We start from the raw sequence: 14,998 nt of genomic DNA on the forward strand, positions 1-14,998 counted from the left end.
GGTTACGGGTAGGCCACCACGTTGCGCGGGGTGGTGTTGCCGGCCGGGTTGGGGACGGCGCCGCCGGTGTCGTTGACGACGTTGGCGATGGTGCCGACGTCACCGAGCGAGACGGTCAGCACGCTGCGGAGCTGAACGCCGGACCGGTTCGGGACCTCGAACGCCCGGTCCACCCGTACCGCCGGGTTGACGTTGAAGTAGGCGTACGAGCCACCACCCCAGAGCTGGTGGTCGGTGACCGCGTCGGCGACCTTGTAGGCGGCGTAGCCGTTGCCACGCGGCCCGATCCAGGCGGCCTGGTTCGGCACGTCGTACGGCTTCTCGTTCTGGAAGAAGATCGTCTTGCCGCGGTTGCCGTTCCAGATCACCTCGTACTTCTGGTAGTGCTCGACGAACAGGCCGGTGGCCAGGACGTCGTCACCGTTCACGATCAGGCCGGTGTCGCCGGTGTTGACCGCCCAGCCGGTGGGCGCGCCACCGTGGTCGGCCCGCCAGGCCCAGATGTGGTCGATGATCGTGTCGTCGGCGTGCACCGCGAGGGTGGTGGTGGCCTTGCCCTGGACGCTGCTGCCGATCCGGAAGAACACGTCCTGGAGGCTGATCGGGTTCGCGGCGTGGTCGGTGTGCACACCGGCCCGGCCGACGCTCATCAGGGTCGCGCTGTTGGTGGTGCCCGCATCGAAGGTGAGACCGCTGACCTTGACGCCGTCGACGTCAGCGACGTTCAGGGCCTCGACCCCGCCGGACGGGATCAGGGTCGGGAAGCCGATGCCGGTGACCACGGTGTTGGCGCGGGTGACCCGGATGGTGTCGTTGAGGGTGTAGGTGCCCGGGGTGAAGAACAGGTTCAGGCCCTGGGCGAGCGCCTGGTTGATCTTGGCGGCGGTGTCACCGGGCTTGGCGACGTAGAACTCCCGCATCGGGATCGAGGTGCCGGCCGCGTTCGGCCAGGTGGCGCCGGCCGAGTTGCGGCGCAGCGCGGGCACGAAGACCCGGTAGAGGCCGGCGCTGTCGACGTAGAGGTACGGCTTCTCCCGGGTGACCGGCGTGGTCGCGAGGGTGGTGTGCGGCGGGTTCGGGAACGCGTTGGCCGGGGCGCCCTGGACGCCGGAGTAGACCATGTTCCAGACGCCGCCGTCCCAGCGGGAGATCCGGCTGTCCCGGGTGTACCACTGCTGCTGCGAGCCGGAGGAGACGACCCCGTCGACGATGGAGTCGGCCAGGTAGCCGCCGCTGGAGTAGCCCTGCCCGTTGTCCTGGTTGGACGGGGCGAGGGTCAGGTTGCCCTTGATGTGCACGCGGCGCATCGGGGCGGCCTGGGAGACGGCCCACCGGTTGGTGCCGCCCTCGGGCACGATGGACAGGTTCTCCATGCTGCGCCAGAAGTTCTGGGTCGCGTTCTTCTCGTCGCCGTAGTTCCAGCCGGAGTCGACGTTGACCGCGCCGTTGATCGTCACGTCGTCGGGGTTGAGCCCGAGACCGGCGACGGTCGTGTAGAAACCGACGTTCGCCCACACCCGGCCGTAGGTGCCGGGCTTGAACAGGAACACGTGGCGCTGCGATCCGAACTGCGCGGTCGGGCTGCGCAGCTGCGCGTTGAACGCCGAGTCAACCGCCGACTGGATGGTCGCCGCCGCGGTGCCCGGCTCGAAGATCCGCACGTTCGAGCCGAAGTCCGGGGTGTCCGAGGTCGGGATCGTCGGGGTGGTGGTGCCGCTGCCGAAGACCTGGAACTCCCACAGCGAGTAGCCGTACGGGGTGGCCCGGGTGGTGCCGTTCATCCGCACGTACCGGCCGCTGCCGGTGATGTTCAGCGTCTGCACGCCGGCCTGGCCGGTGGTGACCGGGCTGATGTTCGTCCAGCTGGTGCCGTTGGCGGAGGTCTGGATGGTGAAGGCCGAGGCGTACGCGGCCTCCCAGTTCAGCACGACCTGGCTGATCGTCTGGGTGCTGCCCAGGTCGACCTGGAGCCACTGCGGGTCGGCGAACGTGCTGGACCAGCGGGTGCCGGCGTTGCCGTCGACCGCGTTCGACGCGGGGAAGGCGGCGCTTTCGAGAGACGAGGCGGTGGCCGGTTTGCCCTGCGACAGCAGGGTGTCCGCAGCGCTCGCGGTGCCGGAGACCGAGGCGACGGTGATGCCGAGGGCGACGGCGAGCGCGCCGCTCAGCACGACCTGCCCGCGGCGTCGGAGCCTCTTCCGTGGGGAGACCGGGATCGGGGGTGTCATGTTCCTGCCTATCGGACGGGGGCGAGGGTGACCATGAAGCGCAGCTCAGAGAGCGCTCTCCGGCAAATTGTCATCGCGCCGTCTTCGCCCGTCAATATGTCGGCAACAAATGACGGTTCCGGAACCGTGAACCCGATTAGATATTGAGAAAAGTATTTTCGGGAAAACTGTTATCGGTCGTTTTAAGCCCGGTCTGCACCGCCGCCGAGGTGGTCCAGCTCGGCCCGGTACATCTCCTGCATCCGGCCGAAGTGGCGGGCCAGCAGCACGAGCTCGTCGACGCTGTAGCCCTCGACGAGCTGCCCGACCCGCCCGGCGAACCGCTCGTACGGCCGCTCCAGCTCGGCGGCCCGCTCCGGCCGCAGGGTGACGATCACCCGGCGCCGGTCGGACGGATCACGCTCGGCCGTGACCCAGCCGGCCTGCTGGAGGCGGCGGAGCATGCTGGTCACGGCGCCCGTGGTGACGTTGGTCCGCTCGGCGATCTGCCCGGCGGTGGCCGACTCGACATCGGCCAGGAAGTCCAGGCACTCCAGGTCACTCACGGTGAGGCCGAGCCGGTCCGCGACGGCATACCGGAACACCACCGACAACCGCGAGTTCTCCCGCCCGGCCCGCATCAGATCAGCGATCGCAGACCGCCTCTCCTCCGGCCCCTTCTCCCCTGCCGGAAGATCGGTCAACGGGCTGCGGGCCGGCGAGTCGGGCATGCCGGTCATCATGCCTCCGGCACGGTGACCCGGTGCAGCCGAGGTAGCACGCGGGTCAGCACCCAGTGCGGCGCGGCCGCGCCCCCGGTGAGGCGGCGCATGAGGCCCGCGGCTGTGTCGACGGCCTTGAAGGCGTAGGGCACCATCTCGTCCTGGTACCCGGTGATCGCCTCCTCCACCGGCACGCCATCGGCCCGGGCCTCGGCGAGCCGCCGGCCGAGCACGAGGGCGTCACGCAGCGCGGTGTTGCCACCCTGGGCCCCGAACGGCGGCATGACGTGTACGGCGTCGCCCATCAGCGTCGCCCGCGGCACCGCCCACTGCCGCGGGCGGGTGCCCGTGGCGAAGAGGTTGAGGACGGTGGTGTCCAGCTCGCCGGTGCCGACCAGCCGCCGGACGAGCGGGTGGAAGTCGGCGCTCTTGCGGACGGCCAGTTCGCGCAGCGCCAGCAGATCCCCGCGGGCGGCGACCGGCACCTCCTCCTGGCGCAGCAGCAGCCCCCACATCACGTAGTCGTAGGCGGTGGGCGCGTAGGCGCCCGGGGCCACCCGGGCGAACGCCTCCCGCGGGCTCTCGCCGAACCGCATGGGAGTGAAGAAGAACGCCCGGCCCGGCCGGTCGGCGATGGACAGGACCCCGCTGGTGCGCAGCGCGTCCGGGATGACGCTCCAGCCGTCGCGCCACAGTGGCGACCGGCCGTAGATGCCCGCCATCGGGGTGTTCACCGGATCCGCCTCGGGCATGAGCTGCGCGCGCAGCGCGGAACCGACGCCGTCCGCGCCGACCACGACGGACGCCGGGACGGCCGAGCCGTCGGTGAACCGCAGCCGCAGCCCGGCCGGCCCGCCGCCGTCCACCGCGGCGGCGGCCTTGCCGTAGTGGATGCGCCCGTCCAGCCCGGTCATCAGGATCGACCGCAGGGTCGCCCGGTCGACCTGGCGGGTCGCGTCCGGCTCGATCTTGAAGTTGACGGTGAACGCGTCCCGCAGCCGGCGGTCGGTGAAGCGCACATGTCCGCCCGGCTCGTCCCCGGTGGCCAGCGCCAGCCGGTAGAGCGGGCGGGGCAGGCTCACGCGCAGTGCTTCCAGGCCGTGCCGGTCCAGGATGATCCGGTAGCCCTGCTGACGGACGAAGGGACTCTGATCCCGCTCGTAGACGTGCACGTCGATGCCGGATCGCATCAGGTATTGGGCGAGGCAGAGCCCGGAGAGTCCGGCGCCGGCGATCGCCACTGAGAAGTCGGTCGATGTGCCCACACGGTTATCTTAATGACTAAGATGATTTGGGCAAGGGCACGCCGATTAATCTTGCGGGCGTGCCTAGATCATCGTTGACCGCCGTCGTCCGTCCCGCCGTCGCTGCCGATGCCGCCGCCATCACCCGGATCTGCTCCACGGGCTACCGCAACGCGTACCGCGACCTGCTGCCCGAGGGGTACATCAACCGCAGCGTCGCCGAGTTCTACAACGAGCCGCGGATCACCCGGGACATCGCGCCGGCGCTGCCGGACTGGTTCGGCTACCAGGTCGTCGAGGAGGACGGCCGGATCCTCGGCGCGGCCGGCGGCGGCATGACGGACGCGACGACCGGCGAGCTGTCACTGATCTACCTGGAGTCCGACGAACGCGGCCGCGGTCTGGGCACGCTGCTGCTGGACCGGGTGACCGAGCAGATCCGGGCGGCCGGCGGGACCGAGATGTGGGTCTCGGTGTTCCTCGGCGACTCCGGCGGCATCGGTTTCTACCGGGCGAGAGGCTTTCAACCCATGGATACGGTACGGGCGACGCTGTCCCGAGAGGACGACCACATCCGGAGCCTGCGCATGCGGCGGTTGACGGACGATGCCGTGAAACGTTAGAAAGGCACGCCCAAGATCTGTCCGGAACGTGAGTCGGGGGACTTCCGTGGCGTTGCCTCAACCGCCGGAGCGGGCGGCGGAGTTCGGGCGCGATGCGCTGATCGTCTGCGACAACCTGGTCCGCATCTACCAGACCGGGTCGATCGAGGTCCAGGCGTTGCAGGGGCTGGACCTGCTGGTCAACGCGGGCGAGATGATCGCCGTGGTGGGCGCGTCCGGGTCGGGCAAGTCGACGCTGCTGTCGATCCTGGCCGGTATCGACGCGCCGACCGCCGGCCGGGCCCGGGTCGGCGACGCGGATCTGCTGACCATGTCCCGCAGCGACCGGGTCCGCTACCGGCGGCACACCGTCGGGTTCGTCCGGCAGCAGACCGCGTCGAACCTGATCCCGTACCTCACCTCCCGTGAGGTGATCGAGATGCCGATGGTCGCCGCCCGCCGGCCGGCCCGCGAGCGCCGGGCCCGCGCCGACGAGCTGCTGGCCGCCCTCGACGTCGGCGACTGCGCCGACCGCAGGCCGGGCCAGATGTCCGGCGGCCAGCAGCAGCGGGTCGCGATCGCGGTGGCGATGGCCAACCAGCCCCGGGTGCTGTTCGCCGACGAGCCGACGGGTGAGCTCGACACCACCACGTCGGCCGGGGTGTTCGAGGCGCTGCGGCACGTCAACCGGGAGTTCGGGGTGACGGTCGTGGTGGTCACCCACGATCCCGGGGTGAGCGGCCAGGTGGAGCGCACGGTCGCGATCCGGGACGGCCGGACCAGCAGTGAGGTGCTGCGCCGCACCGAGACGTCGTCGAACGGGGACACCCACGTGATCGCCGAGGAGTACGCGGTGATGGACCGGGCCGGGCGGGTGCAGATCCCCCGCGAGTACCGGGAGGCGCTCGACCTGACCCGGCGGGTCCGGCTGGCGCTGGAGGCCGACCACGTGACGATCCACCCGGACCCGTCGTGAGCGCCCTGGTGTCCGTGCGTGACGTGCACCGGCGGTTCGGCAGCGGCCCGGCCACCGTGCACGCGCTGCGCGGTGTCTCCTTCGACGTCGAGGCGGGCAGCATGGTGGCGCTCGTCGGCCGGTCCGGCTCCGGCAAGACGACCCTGCTCAACGTGGTCGGCGGACTGGACCGGCCGGACGAGGGCTCGGTGGTCGTCGACGGCGACGAGGTCACCGCGCTCGGCGAGGACGGGCTGTCCCGGCTGCGGCGGGAGAAGGTGTCGTACGTGTTCCAGACGTTCGGCCTGATCCCGGTGCTGTCGGCGGCCGAGAACGTGGGCGCGCCCCTGCGGCTGGCCCGCACCCCGGCCGCCGACCGGGAGAAACGGGTCGCACTGCTGCTGGACCTGGTCGGCCTCTCCGATCACGCCGGTCAGCGGCCCGGTGAGATGTCCGGCGGGCAGCAGCAGCGGGTCGCCATCGCCCGCGCCCTGGCCGGGTCGCCGCGGCTGCTGATCGCCGACGAGCCGACCGGGCAGCTCGACGCCGAGACCGGCCGGTCGGTGATGGCGCTGCTGCGGGCGGTCGTCGAGTCGGAGGGGGTCACCGCGCTGGTGTCCACCCACGACCCGGTGATGATGGCGCTGGCCGACCGGGTGATCCGGATCAGCGACGGCCAGGTCGACGCGTAGCCGTGCGGACCCTCATCCTCCGGCGTGCCCGGGCCCAGTGGCCGCTGCTGGCCGCGGTGCTGGCGGTCGTCACGGTCGGGGCGACCCTGCTCGGCGTGTGCGCGCTGCTGGTCACCCGTACGTCCGATCGGGCCCTTGAAGTCGCCGCCTCCCGAGCCGTTCCGGCGTCGACCGAGGTCACCGCCTACACCGTGACCATCGCGCCTCGTGACGTGGCGTCGGTCGACGCGGACACCCGCTCGGTGCTGCGCGAGGCGGTGACGCCGTTCGGCAGCGTGCTCGCGGGGCGGATGTCGACGGTGATGCGGCCCGTGCCGATCGGGTCGACCGGCGCGCAGGGTCTGGCGTACCTCTCCGGGGTGGAGAACCTGACTGATCGCGCGAGTCTGGTGACCGGCCGATGGCCGCGCCCCGGCGCGGGCGAGGCGGTGCTGCTGGAACGGACCGCCAAGGCGCTCGGCGCGCGGCCCGGCAGCCGGGTGCGGCTCGGGGTGGAGCTGGTCCGCGACCCGGCGCCGGAACTGACCGTGACCGTGGTCGGCGTGGTCCGGCCCCGGGCCGGCGGCGGCTGGGAACGCGACCCGCTCGAGGGCGCCGGCTACGTGCCCGACTACCGGGACGGGTCGGCGCTGCGCACCGCGCAGGCGTTCGGGCCGTTCCTGATGGACTACCGGGAGCTGCTGGCCGGCGGCTCGACGATGAGCCGCCTGGAGATCACCGCCCGGCCCGACCTGGGCGCGTCCAGCCCCCGCGAACTGGACCGGCTCGGCCGGGGTGTGCGCGAGGCCGACCGGCGGCTGTCGGCGGTGCTCGGCGAACGGGTGCAGATCGAGCGGGTCGCGTCCCGGCTGCCCGCGGTCCTGGCCGCCACCGAACGCCAGCAGCGGGTGACCTCGTCGGCCGTGCTGGCCGTCGCCGTGCTCGGCGCGGTGCTGACCGCGGCCGCGTTGCGCCTGGCCGGGCGGCTGACCGCGGACGTCCGGGCGGCCGAGACGGCGCTGCTGTCCGCCGCCGGGACCAGCCGCGTCCAGCTGACCGGGCTCGCGATCGCCGAATCCGCGCTGCTCGCATTGCTGGCGGTGGCCGTCGCGGCGCCGCTGTCGTCACTGGCGCACGCCGCCCTCACCCACCTGCCGCCGCTCGACAGCGCCGGCCTGGCCGCCGGCCCCGCGCTGAGCGGGCCGCAGCTGCTCGCCGTCGGGATCGGGGCCGCGCTGCTGTTCCTGCCGACACCGGCCCGCTCCGGCCTGGCCCGGTCCGGCGCCGACGTGGCGCTGGTCGCGCTGGCCGCCGGCGCGTGGTTCTCGGCCCGCTCCGGTGGCGCCGACGCCCGGATCGACGTGGTCCGGGTGCTGGTCCCGGCCCTGCTGCTGGCCGGCGGCTGCGTGATCGCGCTGCGCCTGGCCCCGCCCGCGCTGCGGGCCGCCGACCGGTGGGCGGCCCGCCGGGCGTCCGGGCTGGCCCTGCCACTGGCGATGTCCGAGGCGGCACGCCGGCCCCGCGCCGTCGCGGCCGGGCTGCTCGTCACGCTGGGCTGCGCGGCGGCGACGTTCGCGGTGGCGTTCGACGCGACCTGGCACCGGTCCCAGCTCGACCAGGCGAACCTGTCCGTCGGCGCCGACCTGGTGCTGACCCTGGGCGCGCCGGCGGTCGCCGGGCAGGGCGCCGAGGTGTCCCGGGCGACCGGCGGCCAGGCCCGGCCCGCGGTGAACCGGGGTGTCGCGATCGGGCAGTGGATCGGCGGCGGCGACGAACCGCCTCGCCTGGTGGCGGTCCGCGGGGCGGCCGAGGCGCCCGGCGTCCCGCTCCGCACGGGCGCGGCGCTCACCGTCACCGGGCGGGCGACCGGCCCGGATCGGCTGTCGGTGACGCCGCAGCTCGTCCTCGAGGACGCCAGTGGCCTGCGGACCGCGTGCACCGCGCCGGCGATCCCGCTCGACGGGCGGCCGCACCCGCTGCCGGACTGCGTTCCGGTCGACGGGATGCGGCTGGTCGCCGTGATGCTGCCGGTCGCCGCCGACGAGTTCGCCTACGACAGCGTCCGGACCAGCGACATCACCGTCGACCTGTCGGTGCCCGGCAGCGCCGGCTGGACCGCGGCCTCGGCCGAGCCCTACTCCGGCCAGCTCCGGTCACCGAAGGTCACCACGAACGGCTCGTCGCTGCGCCTCACCGCGAACGTCGCCCTCGGCGGGCCACCCGATGCGGCCCGCCGGCTGGTCGCGACCGCGTTCCCCGCCCCCGGCCCGGTGCCGGCCACCGTCTCCGCGGCGCTCGCCACCCAGCTGTCGGTCGGCCCCGGCGACCAACTCGACATCCTGGTCGGTCTCGCCACGGTCCCGGTGCGGATCGAACGGGTCACCGAGTCGGTCGCGGCCGCGCCCGGCGCTCCCGCCATCGCCGCCGACCTCGACACCCTCTCCCGGGCCCTGCTGGCCCGCGGCGAACCCCAATTCCCCATCGACGCCTGGTGGGTCACCGGGGCCACGGACGCCTCGGGGCTCCATCTCGGAGACATCCGCACGCGTACGGGCGAAGCCGCGCGACTGACCACCGGACCGGTCCCGGCCGCCCTGCCCGGAGCCCTGCGCCTGCTCGTCCCGGCCGCGGTGTTGCTGCTGCTGGCCGGGCTGGTCCTGCACGTCACGTGCGACCTACAGGCCCGGGCGGTGGAGGTGGCCCGGCTCCGAGGGCTGGGGATGACCCGCCGCGACATCCGGACCACCCTGCTCGGCCAGCACACCGTCGTCCTGCTGCCGATGCTGGTCGCCGGCACGGCCGTCGGCGCCGCCGCGACCTGGCTGGTCAGCCCGCTGCTGGTGCGCGCCGAGACCGGCGGGGTGCCGGTTCCGGCGGTCGCCGCGGTCTGGCCGTGGCCGGCCGAGGCGGCCCTGCTGGCACTGCTGCTCGCCGCCACGGCGCTGGCCGTCGCCGCGGTCGTGGCGGTCCAGTCCCGCCGGGCCGACGCCGCCCACCTCCGGGTCGCCTCATGATCATCGCCGGACTACACCGGGCGTCGATCCGTGGCCGGTTCCGGGCCGACGCCGGGCCGCTGACCCTGTCCGCGCTGGTGGTGCTGCTGGTCAGCGTGCTCGCCGGAGCGGTGCCGGGCCTGATGGAGCAGACCGCCGACGCCGCCGTGCGCGACGCCGTCCGCGTGGCCGGGGACAGCGCCAAGATCACCGTCACCGCCCGCTGGGAACCCGACGACACCCTGACCGGCCGGGCCCGCGCGCCCCGCCTCGCCGAAGACGTCAACGACCTGCGGCTGCGCGCCCTCGACGAGCTCGGCCCGGAACTGCGCACCATGCTGCGCCCACCGATCGCCGCCGTCACCAGCCCCACCCTGAAGGTCACCGACGGCAGCGTGCTGCGAACCTTCCGGATGGCCTACCTGTCCGGCGGCACCGGCCCGCAGGTCACCTGGACGGCCGGGACCGCGCCGGCGGCGACCGCCGAAACCGCCGAGATCGAATGGTTCGGGCCACCATGGCGGGTCCAGGTCGGCGTCTCCGAGGCGACCGCAAACCAGTTCGGGGTACGGCCGGGCGCGCTCCTGAAACTCGCCGACGAGCGCGGCAACACGAAGAACGTACAGGTCAGCGGCATTTTCCGGCCTGTCGATCCGGCCGACCCGGCCTGGGCCGAAGCCCCGTGGCTACTCAACCCGGCCGCCGGCGCCGACGGCATCGGCACCACCCGTTTCGGTGGACTGCTGACCGCCGAATCGCTGCCCGACGCCCGGCTCGCGTTCGAACGCGACGAACTCCAGCGCACCGTGCTGTTCGTCCCCGACCCGGCCGTCCTGACCTGGGAGGCCGCCCGGCGGGTCAACGCCACCGTGGTCACCCTCCAGGCCCGGTCCGCGTCGTCGAGCGCCGTCGACACGTCGTCCACCTGGCGTACCGGCCTCGACTCGGTCCTCGACGACGTCACCACCCAGGTCGAGACGGCCCGGATCCAGGCCGGGGTGCTGCTCGCCGCGATCCTCGCCGGAGCCGTGCTGGTGCTGCTGCTCGCCGCCGACCTGCTGGTCCGGCGCCGCTCGGCGGCCCTGGTGCTGGCCCGGCAGCGGGGCGCCTCGCTGACGTCGCTCGGCGTGGAACTACTGATCGAGTCGGCGCTCGTCGCGCTTCTGGCAGCCGGGGCCGGATGCGCCGTGGCGGCCCTGATCACGGGCGCCGTCGCCACGGCGTGGGTGGCGCCGGTACTGGTCACGGCGGTTGCGGCAGTTCCCGCGTACGGCATGGTGCACGCCGCCTCAGCCACCAGAGACCGGCGGCTGCCCGCCAACCGATCGGCCCGCCGGTGGGCGCAGCACACCGGCGCGTTGCGCCGGGCCGCCGCCGAAGCCGCCGTGGTGATCGCCGCAACCGCCGGAATCGTCGCGCTCAACCAGCGCGGAATCGGCTCCGGCCTGCCGGTGCTGGCCCCCACCCTCGCCGTCCTGGCCGGGGCGATCCTGCTGGTCCGCCTGCTGCCACCGATCACCGGACTGGTGCTGTGGCAGGCGCTGCGGTCCCGGCGGCCACTCGCCGTGTTCGGCGCCGCGCGGGCGTCCGCCACCTCCGGCCGGGCCCTGCCGGTGGCCGCCCTCGTCACGGCGGCCGCGCTGGCGACGTTCGCGCTGGTCACCGCCACCACCGTGGAACGCGGCCTGACCGGCGGCGCCCAGGAGACGGTGGGCGCAGACGTCCGGGTCGACCTGGCCTCCTCGCCCGCGTCCCCTTCGTCGTCCTCGGCCGCTGAGGCCGCGCGCCGGATCGCCGCCGAGCCAGGGGTGACGTCGGTCCTCATCGGGCACGTCACGGACAACGCGCGGATCGTCGCGGACGGCAAGCTCGCTCCCGCCCGGCTGGTGATCGTGGACAGCCGCGCCTTCACCGGGACGCAACTGACCGGCCGGCAGGCCCTGGTCCGTTCCGCGACCGGAGCTCTGCACGAGGGCGCCACGGTGGAGATTCTTCAACAGGGCAAACCGGCGATACAGCTGACCGCCACCGGCGCGGCCCCGGCCATCGGAGGCGCCACCGAGGTGGTGATCGTCGACGTGGCGGCCGGCCTGACCGAACCGCCGAACACCATCTGGGTGAACGGCCCCGGCGCCCCCGAGGCCACCGCCGGCCTGTCGACGGTCTCCCGTTCCGAAGTCGCGCAGTCCCGGCGGGCCGCGCCACTGGTCTCCGGCCTGATCCGCCTGACCTGGGCAACCGCGGTTTTCCTGCTGGTGGCGGGCCTGCTCGCGTTCGCGTTGACGGCGGCCGCGAGCGCACCCGCCCGCTGGCTGACCGTAAGCCGCCTCCGGACGCTGGGCCTGACCCCGAGGCAGGGCCGCCTGATCGCGGTCGGCGAGTTGCTGCCCGTCGCTTTCGTCGCGGCCGTCGGTGGCCCGGCCCTGGGCATCCTGATCGCGGCACTGACCACCGGCCCGCTGGCGCTGCGCCTGCTGACCGGCCAGGTGACCGACCCGGCGACTGTCGTGCCGTGGCCGGCTCTGGCCGCGGTTGCGGTGCTGTTCCTGGTCACCGCCCCGATACTGGTGCGTGCCGAGGCCGCCCTACGGCGTCGTTCCCAGTTGGCCGAGGTCCTCCGGGTCGGCGCCCCGATCTGACCCTGCCCCCTGCCGGCCGTTCCGGGCCGACCAGCTCGGCCGGTCCAGGGCCGCTGATCAGGCGATCCGGGCCGAGCTGCTCACTTGATCCGGCGGGTGGACCGGGCGACGAGCTTGTCGTACTCGGGGTGCTTCTCCAGCCACTCACCGAGCAGCGGGCACATCGGGACCACGGTCCGGTTCCGGCTGCGGGAGTCGTCCATGGCGGCACGAGCGAGCAGCGAGCCGACATCGCTCCCCTCGAACCGCGAGTCGATCTCGGTGTGCGTGAAGACGATGATCGGCCCGGTCACCTGATAGGTGAGCACACCGGCCAGCTCACCGTCCTCGTCCCGAGCCTCGAACCGTCCCTTTTCCGGAACTTCGCTCACCACGATCGTCACCCCGCCATCCAACCACGCCCGCCACCAGGCAACTCGACCACCCGACGCCCCGGAAACCCGATGGCCGACCCGGCGGCGAGGGTGTGATGATCGGTGGCGGGTCGCTAGCTCAACTGGCAGAGCACTCGACGGATAGCTCCTCCACTCTCCGCCTCACGCGGGCATGGTCGCGCTTCCTTCTCCTCTTGCTAACCGAGAGGTTCGGGGTTCGAGTCCCCGGCGGCCCACAACTCGTTGACCTGCAACTCCGTGTGGGTCAACTGATGCATTGCGCAAATCGTGCGCTGGACGTTTAGCTCGATCCGGATGTTGTTCGTGTTCGTTCCTTGGTCGCAGGCGGTGCTGCTGGTGGCCGGGAACAAGGCCGGCGATTGGACTCGGTGGTATCGGACGGCGATTCCGATAGCCGAGACCGCGTACGACGGTTGGCTCGCTGCGGAGAGAAAGCGGAGGGAGAACTCATGAGCGACTTCCACGACTGGGAGGATCTCCGTGCGGAGTTGCACGACGGGGACGACGAAGCCATCGAGCGGGAGCGAGCCCGGACCGAGGCCTGGGTCGGTGCGTTTCATCTGGCCGAGGAGCGCAAGCGCCTGGGGCTGACACAGAAGCAGGTGGCTGAACTCATGGGCGTCTCGCCGGGGCGAGTGAGCCAGATCGAGAACGGTGATCTGGACGTCAACGAGGTGGCGACGCTGAGCCGGTACGCACGGGCGCTGGGTGCCCGGATGCGGATCATCTTCGACTACGGCAGCGACCTACGGCAGATCGCCTGAGGGCGCTGTCCGGCTCGGGCTTCGAGCGCTCGATCGGCGGCAAGTTGCCCGTCGTGTGTTCCTGGTCAGCGCTGGTCTTCCGGCGCTGACCAGTGCTGTTTCCGGGGCCGTACAGCAGCCCGGTTTGGGGAGGCTTGACTGCGGGACGCGCGGAAAGGGCGCGGGAGCCTGTCCGCTCCTGCGCCCTGACTGTCAGCTGGCCGCTCGGTCGGCTGTCACGCGGCCTTCACGAAGTACTGTGCGGGCGACCCGTTGCAGTCCCAGATCTGCAATCGGGTTCCGTTTGCCGTGGCGCCGGATGGTGAGTCGACGCACCTGTTGCTCTGCGGGTTGCGCATCCGGTTGCCTTCCTGAACCCAGTTCTGCGCCCCACTGCCGTTGCAGTCCCAGAGTTGAAGCTTGGTGCCGTTGGTGGTGCCGCCGGACTGGACGTCGAGGCAGCGGCCGAGGGTACGGAGCGTCTGCGCGTTCCACGTCCACTGCTGGTCGGTCGCCGCCGTGCCCTGGCAGTCCCACAACTGCACGGCCGCGCCGTTGCCGCCCGTGTTGTCACCGGCCACGTCGGTGCACTTGCCGCTGGGCCCGTTGATCTGCGTCGCAGGTCCGCCCGGGGTAGGCGGCGTCGTGCCGCCGTCCTGGTAGTAGCGCACGTAGTCGATCGATGCGGTGAGCGGGAACTGGCTCTGCACGGGGTTCTGTCCCGGGTATGAGCCGCCGAGGGCCAGGTTGAAGATGATGTGGAACGGCTTGCGGAACTCCTCCAGGGTCGCCGGCGTCGTGTCGATCACGTGCGTTTGCACGCCGTCGACGTACCAGCGGATCTGCGCGGCCGTCCATTCGATCGCATAGACGTGGAAGGCTGCGGGGTTGTTGACGGCGGGGTTCGCGACGTAGTTGGCGTTCTGACCCGCTGTCCACGGGAACACGCCGGTCCGGAGATCCCAGAAGATGTTGTTCGTAACGGTCGTGTTCGCGTTCGCGTGTTCCATGATGTCGACCTCGCCGCAACTGGCCCAGTTGGTGGGCAGGCGGTCGTAGTAGGTCTGCACCGGGTTGTAGGCGCCCGTGGACGTCTCGTCGCACGCGTCACCGAGCATCCAGAAAGCCGGCCACGAGCCGGTGGCGGTCGGGAGCGCCATGCGCGCCTCGATGCGGCCGTACTGGAAGGACCTCTTCGTGTCCGTGGTCATGCGGCACGACGTCTGGTAGAAGTTACGGCCGTTGACCGTGATGGGCGTCGTGAGCCAGTTGGCACGCATCACGAGGTTGCCGCCGGACTGCGTGCAGTTCTCGGGGCGGTACCACTCCCACTCGCCGTTGCCCCAGCCGTCGAAGGCATTGAGGCCGGGGTTGAGCCCGTTGCCGACGTTGTAGTTCCAGTTGGCGCTGCTGGGCGCACCGGACCCGTTGAACTCGTCGGCCCACACGAGATTCCACGCGGCGTGTGCGGGCTGCTGCTGGACGACCGCACTGCCGACGAGTGCGGTGACCGCCGCGATGAGAAGGACTGCGAGGCGCCGGCGGCTGCGGGCCGGCGCCCGGTCGGTGAAACCTGAAGTCGTTGTCACGGAGAACGTCCTCTCGTACGGAGTGGTTCGATCTGCTGCGACGGGCGATCTGAGATGCGTTCTGTAAACATTGTTACGTAAATATTTCCAACTGTCGATGCAGTGGGCCGGTGTTCGCAGAGCTGACGTGGTTGCGCCGGCAGTGCATCGAGGGGCGGGATGCGGACCCGTTAGGGAAGCGCTTTCTCGCCGGCAAGAGATCCGGATGTCGAGGTTCCTGAACAGGTAGACATGGCAA

12 protein-coding genes and 1 tRNA gene are annotated in these 14,998 nt (G+C 72.0%); 8 read left to right on the forward strand and 5 right to left on the reverse strand.

The window, feature by feature from the left end:
* Positions 1 to 2: 2 nt before the first annotated feature.
* The 3 genes from AB0E94_RS23680 to AB0E94_RS23690 all read right to left on the reverse strand — a co-directional run bounded on the left by AB0E94_RS23680 (position 3) and on the right by AB0E94_RS23690 (position 4,194).
* A complete protein-coding gene (locus AB0E94_RS23680; RefSeq protein WP_360329475.1) occupies positions 3 to 2,228 on the reverse strand; it encodes a discoidin domain-containing protein in 2,226 nt (741 codons plus the stop codon).
* Positions 2,229 to 2,410: 182 nt separating this feature from the next.
* Complete coding sequence (locus AB0E94_RS23685; RefSeq protein WP_360329477.1) at positions 2,411 to 2,938, reverse strand: MarR family transcriptional regulator; 528 nt, start codon at positions 2,936 to 2,938, stop codon at positions 2,411 to 2,413.
* Positions 2,939 to 2,946: 8 nt separating this feature from the next.
* Positions 2,947 to 4,194, reverse strand: coding sequence for an NAD(P)/FAD-dependent oxidoreductase (locus AB0E94_RS23690; protein WP_360329479.1), 1,248 nt, complete (start codon positions 4,192 to 4,194; stop codon positions 2,947 to 2,949).
* A gap of 59 nt (positions 4,195 to 4,253) precedes the next feature.
* Here AB0E94_RS23690 and AB0E94_RS23695 point away from each other — a divergent pair, with 59 nt between their 5' ends.
* The 5 genes from AB0E94_RS23695 to AB0E94_RS23715 are packed head-to-tail and all read left to right on the forward strand — an operon-like array spanning position 4,254 to position 12,033.
* Complete coding sequence (locus AB0E94_RS23695; protein ID WP_360329481.1) at positions 4,254 to 4,796, forward strand: GNAT family N-acetyltransferase; 543 nt, start codon at positions 4,254 to 4,256, stop codon at positions 4,794 to 4,796.
* A 46-nt stretch (positions 4,797 to 4,842) separates the two neighbouring features.
* Entirely contained in the window at positions 4,843 to 5,751 is a 909-nt protein-coding gene (locus AB0E94_RS23700; protein ID WP_360329483.1) for an ATP-binding cassette domain-containing protein, read from the forward strand.
* The gene (locus tag AB0E94_RS23705) at positions 5,748 to 6,422 is read left to right on the forward strand and encodes an ABC transporter ATP-binding protein (protein ID WP_360329485.1); all 675 of its coding nucleotides are present in this window, start codon (positions 5,748 to 5,750) and stop codon (positions 6,420 to 6,422) included. The genes AB0E94_RS23700 and AB0E94_RS23705 overlap by 4 nt, the downstream gene beginning before the upstream one ends.
* 2 nt (positions 6,423 to 6,424) lie before the next feature.
* The gene (locus tag AB0E94_RS23710; protein WP_360329487.1) at positions 6,425 to 9,415 is read left to right on the forward strand and encodes an FtsX-like permease family protein; all 2,991 of its coding nucleotides are present in this window, start codon (positions 6,425 to 6,427) and stop codon (positions 9,413 to 9,415) included.
* Positions 9,412 to 12,033: an FtsX-like permease family protein gene (locus tag AB0E94_RS23715; protein ID WP_360329489.1), complete on the forward strand. Its 2,622-nt coding sequence runs from the start codon at positions 9,412 to 9,414 to the stop codon at positions 12,031 to 12,033. Before AB0E94_RS23710 ends, AB0E94_RS23715 begins: the two co-directional genes overlap by 4 nt.
* A gap of 80 nt (positions 12,034 to 12,113) precedes the next feature.
* Here the strand turns inward: AB0E94_RS23715 and AB0E94_RS23720 are convergent, their stop codons facing one another.
* Positions 12,114 to 12,416 (reverse strand): GNAT family N-acetyltransferase, encoded by a 303-nt coding sequence (locus AB0E94_RS23720; protein ID WP_360329490.1) that lies wholly within the window; start codon positions 12,414 to 12,416, stop codon positions 12,114 to 12,116.
* Between the two features lie 98 nt (positions 12,417 to 12,514).
* Here AB0E94_RS23720 and AB0E94_RS23725 point away from each other — a divergent pair.
* The 3 genes from AB0E94_RS23725 (at position 12,515) to AB0E94_RS23735 (ending at position 13,192) form a co-directional block, all read left to right on the forward strand.
* Positions 12,515 to 12,643: transfer RNA gene (locus AB0E94_RS23725), tRNA-OTHER, on the forward strand.
* Between the two features lie 79 nt (positions 12,644 to 12,722).
* Positions 12,723 to 12,881 (forward strand): type II toxin-antitoxin system RelE/ParE family toxin, encoded by a 159-nt coding sequence (locus tag AB0E94_RS23730; RefSeq protein ID WP_360329492.1) that lies wholly within the window; start codon positions 12,723 to 12,725, stop codon positions 12,879 to 12,881.
* The gene (locus tag AB0E94_RS23735) at positions 12,878 to 13,192 is read left to right on the forward strand and encodes a helix-turn-helix transcriptional regulator (RefSeq protein ID WP_360329494.1); all 315 of its coding nucleotides are present in this window, start codon (positions 12,878 to 12,880) and stop codon (positions 13,190 to 13,192) included. Before AB0E94_RS23730 ends, AB0E94_RS23735 begins: the two co-directional genes overlap by 4 nt.
* Before the next feature lie 215 nt (positions 13,193 to 13,407).
* Here AB0E94_RS23735 and AB0E94_RS23740 read toward each other — a convergent pair whose 3' ends face one another.
* Entirely contained in the window at positions 13,408 to 14,760 is a 1,353-nt protein-coding gene (locus AB0E94_RS23740; RefSeq protein ID WP_360329496.1) for a ricin-type beta-trefoil lectin domain protein, read from the reverse strand.
* Between the last annotated feature and the right edge of the window lie 238 nt (positions 14,761 to 14,998).

This window comes from Actinoplanes sp. NPDC026670 (assembly GCF_040638175.1).
Lineage (GTDB): Bacteria > Actinomycetota > Actinomycetes > Mycobacteriales > Micromonosporaceae > Actinoplanes.

Bases quoted from the DNA above. Each gene is read 5' to 3' on its own strand.
- AB0E94_RS23680 (WP_360329475.1), bottom strand. From the start codon at position 2,228: ATGACACCCCCGATCCCGGTCTCCCCACGGAAGAGGCTCCGACGCCGC.
- AB0E94_RS23685 (WP_360329477.1), bottom strand. From the start codon at position 2,938: ATGCCCGACTCGCCGGCCCGCAGCCCGTTGACCGATCTTCCGGCAGGG.
- AB0E94_RS23715 (WP_360329489.1), top strand. From the start codon at position 9,412: ATGATCATCGCCGGACTACACCGGGCGTCGATCCGTGGCCGGTTCCGG.
- AB0E94_RS23730 (WP_360329492.1), top strand. From the start codon at position 12,723: ATGTTGTTCGTGTTCGTTCCTTGGTCGCAGGCGGTGCTGCTGGTGGCC.
- AB0E94_RS23735 (WP_360329494.1), top strand. From the start codon at position 12,878: ATGAGCGACTTCCACGACTGGGAGGATCTCCGTGCGGAGTTGCACGAC.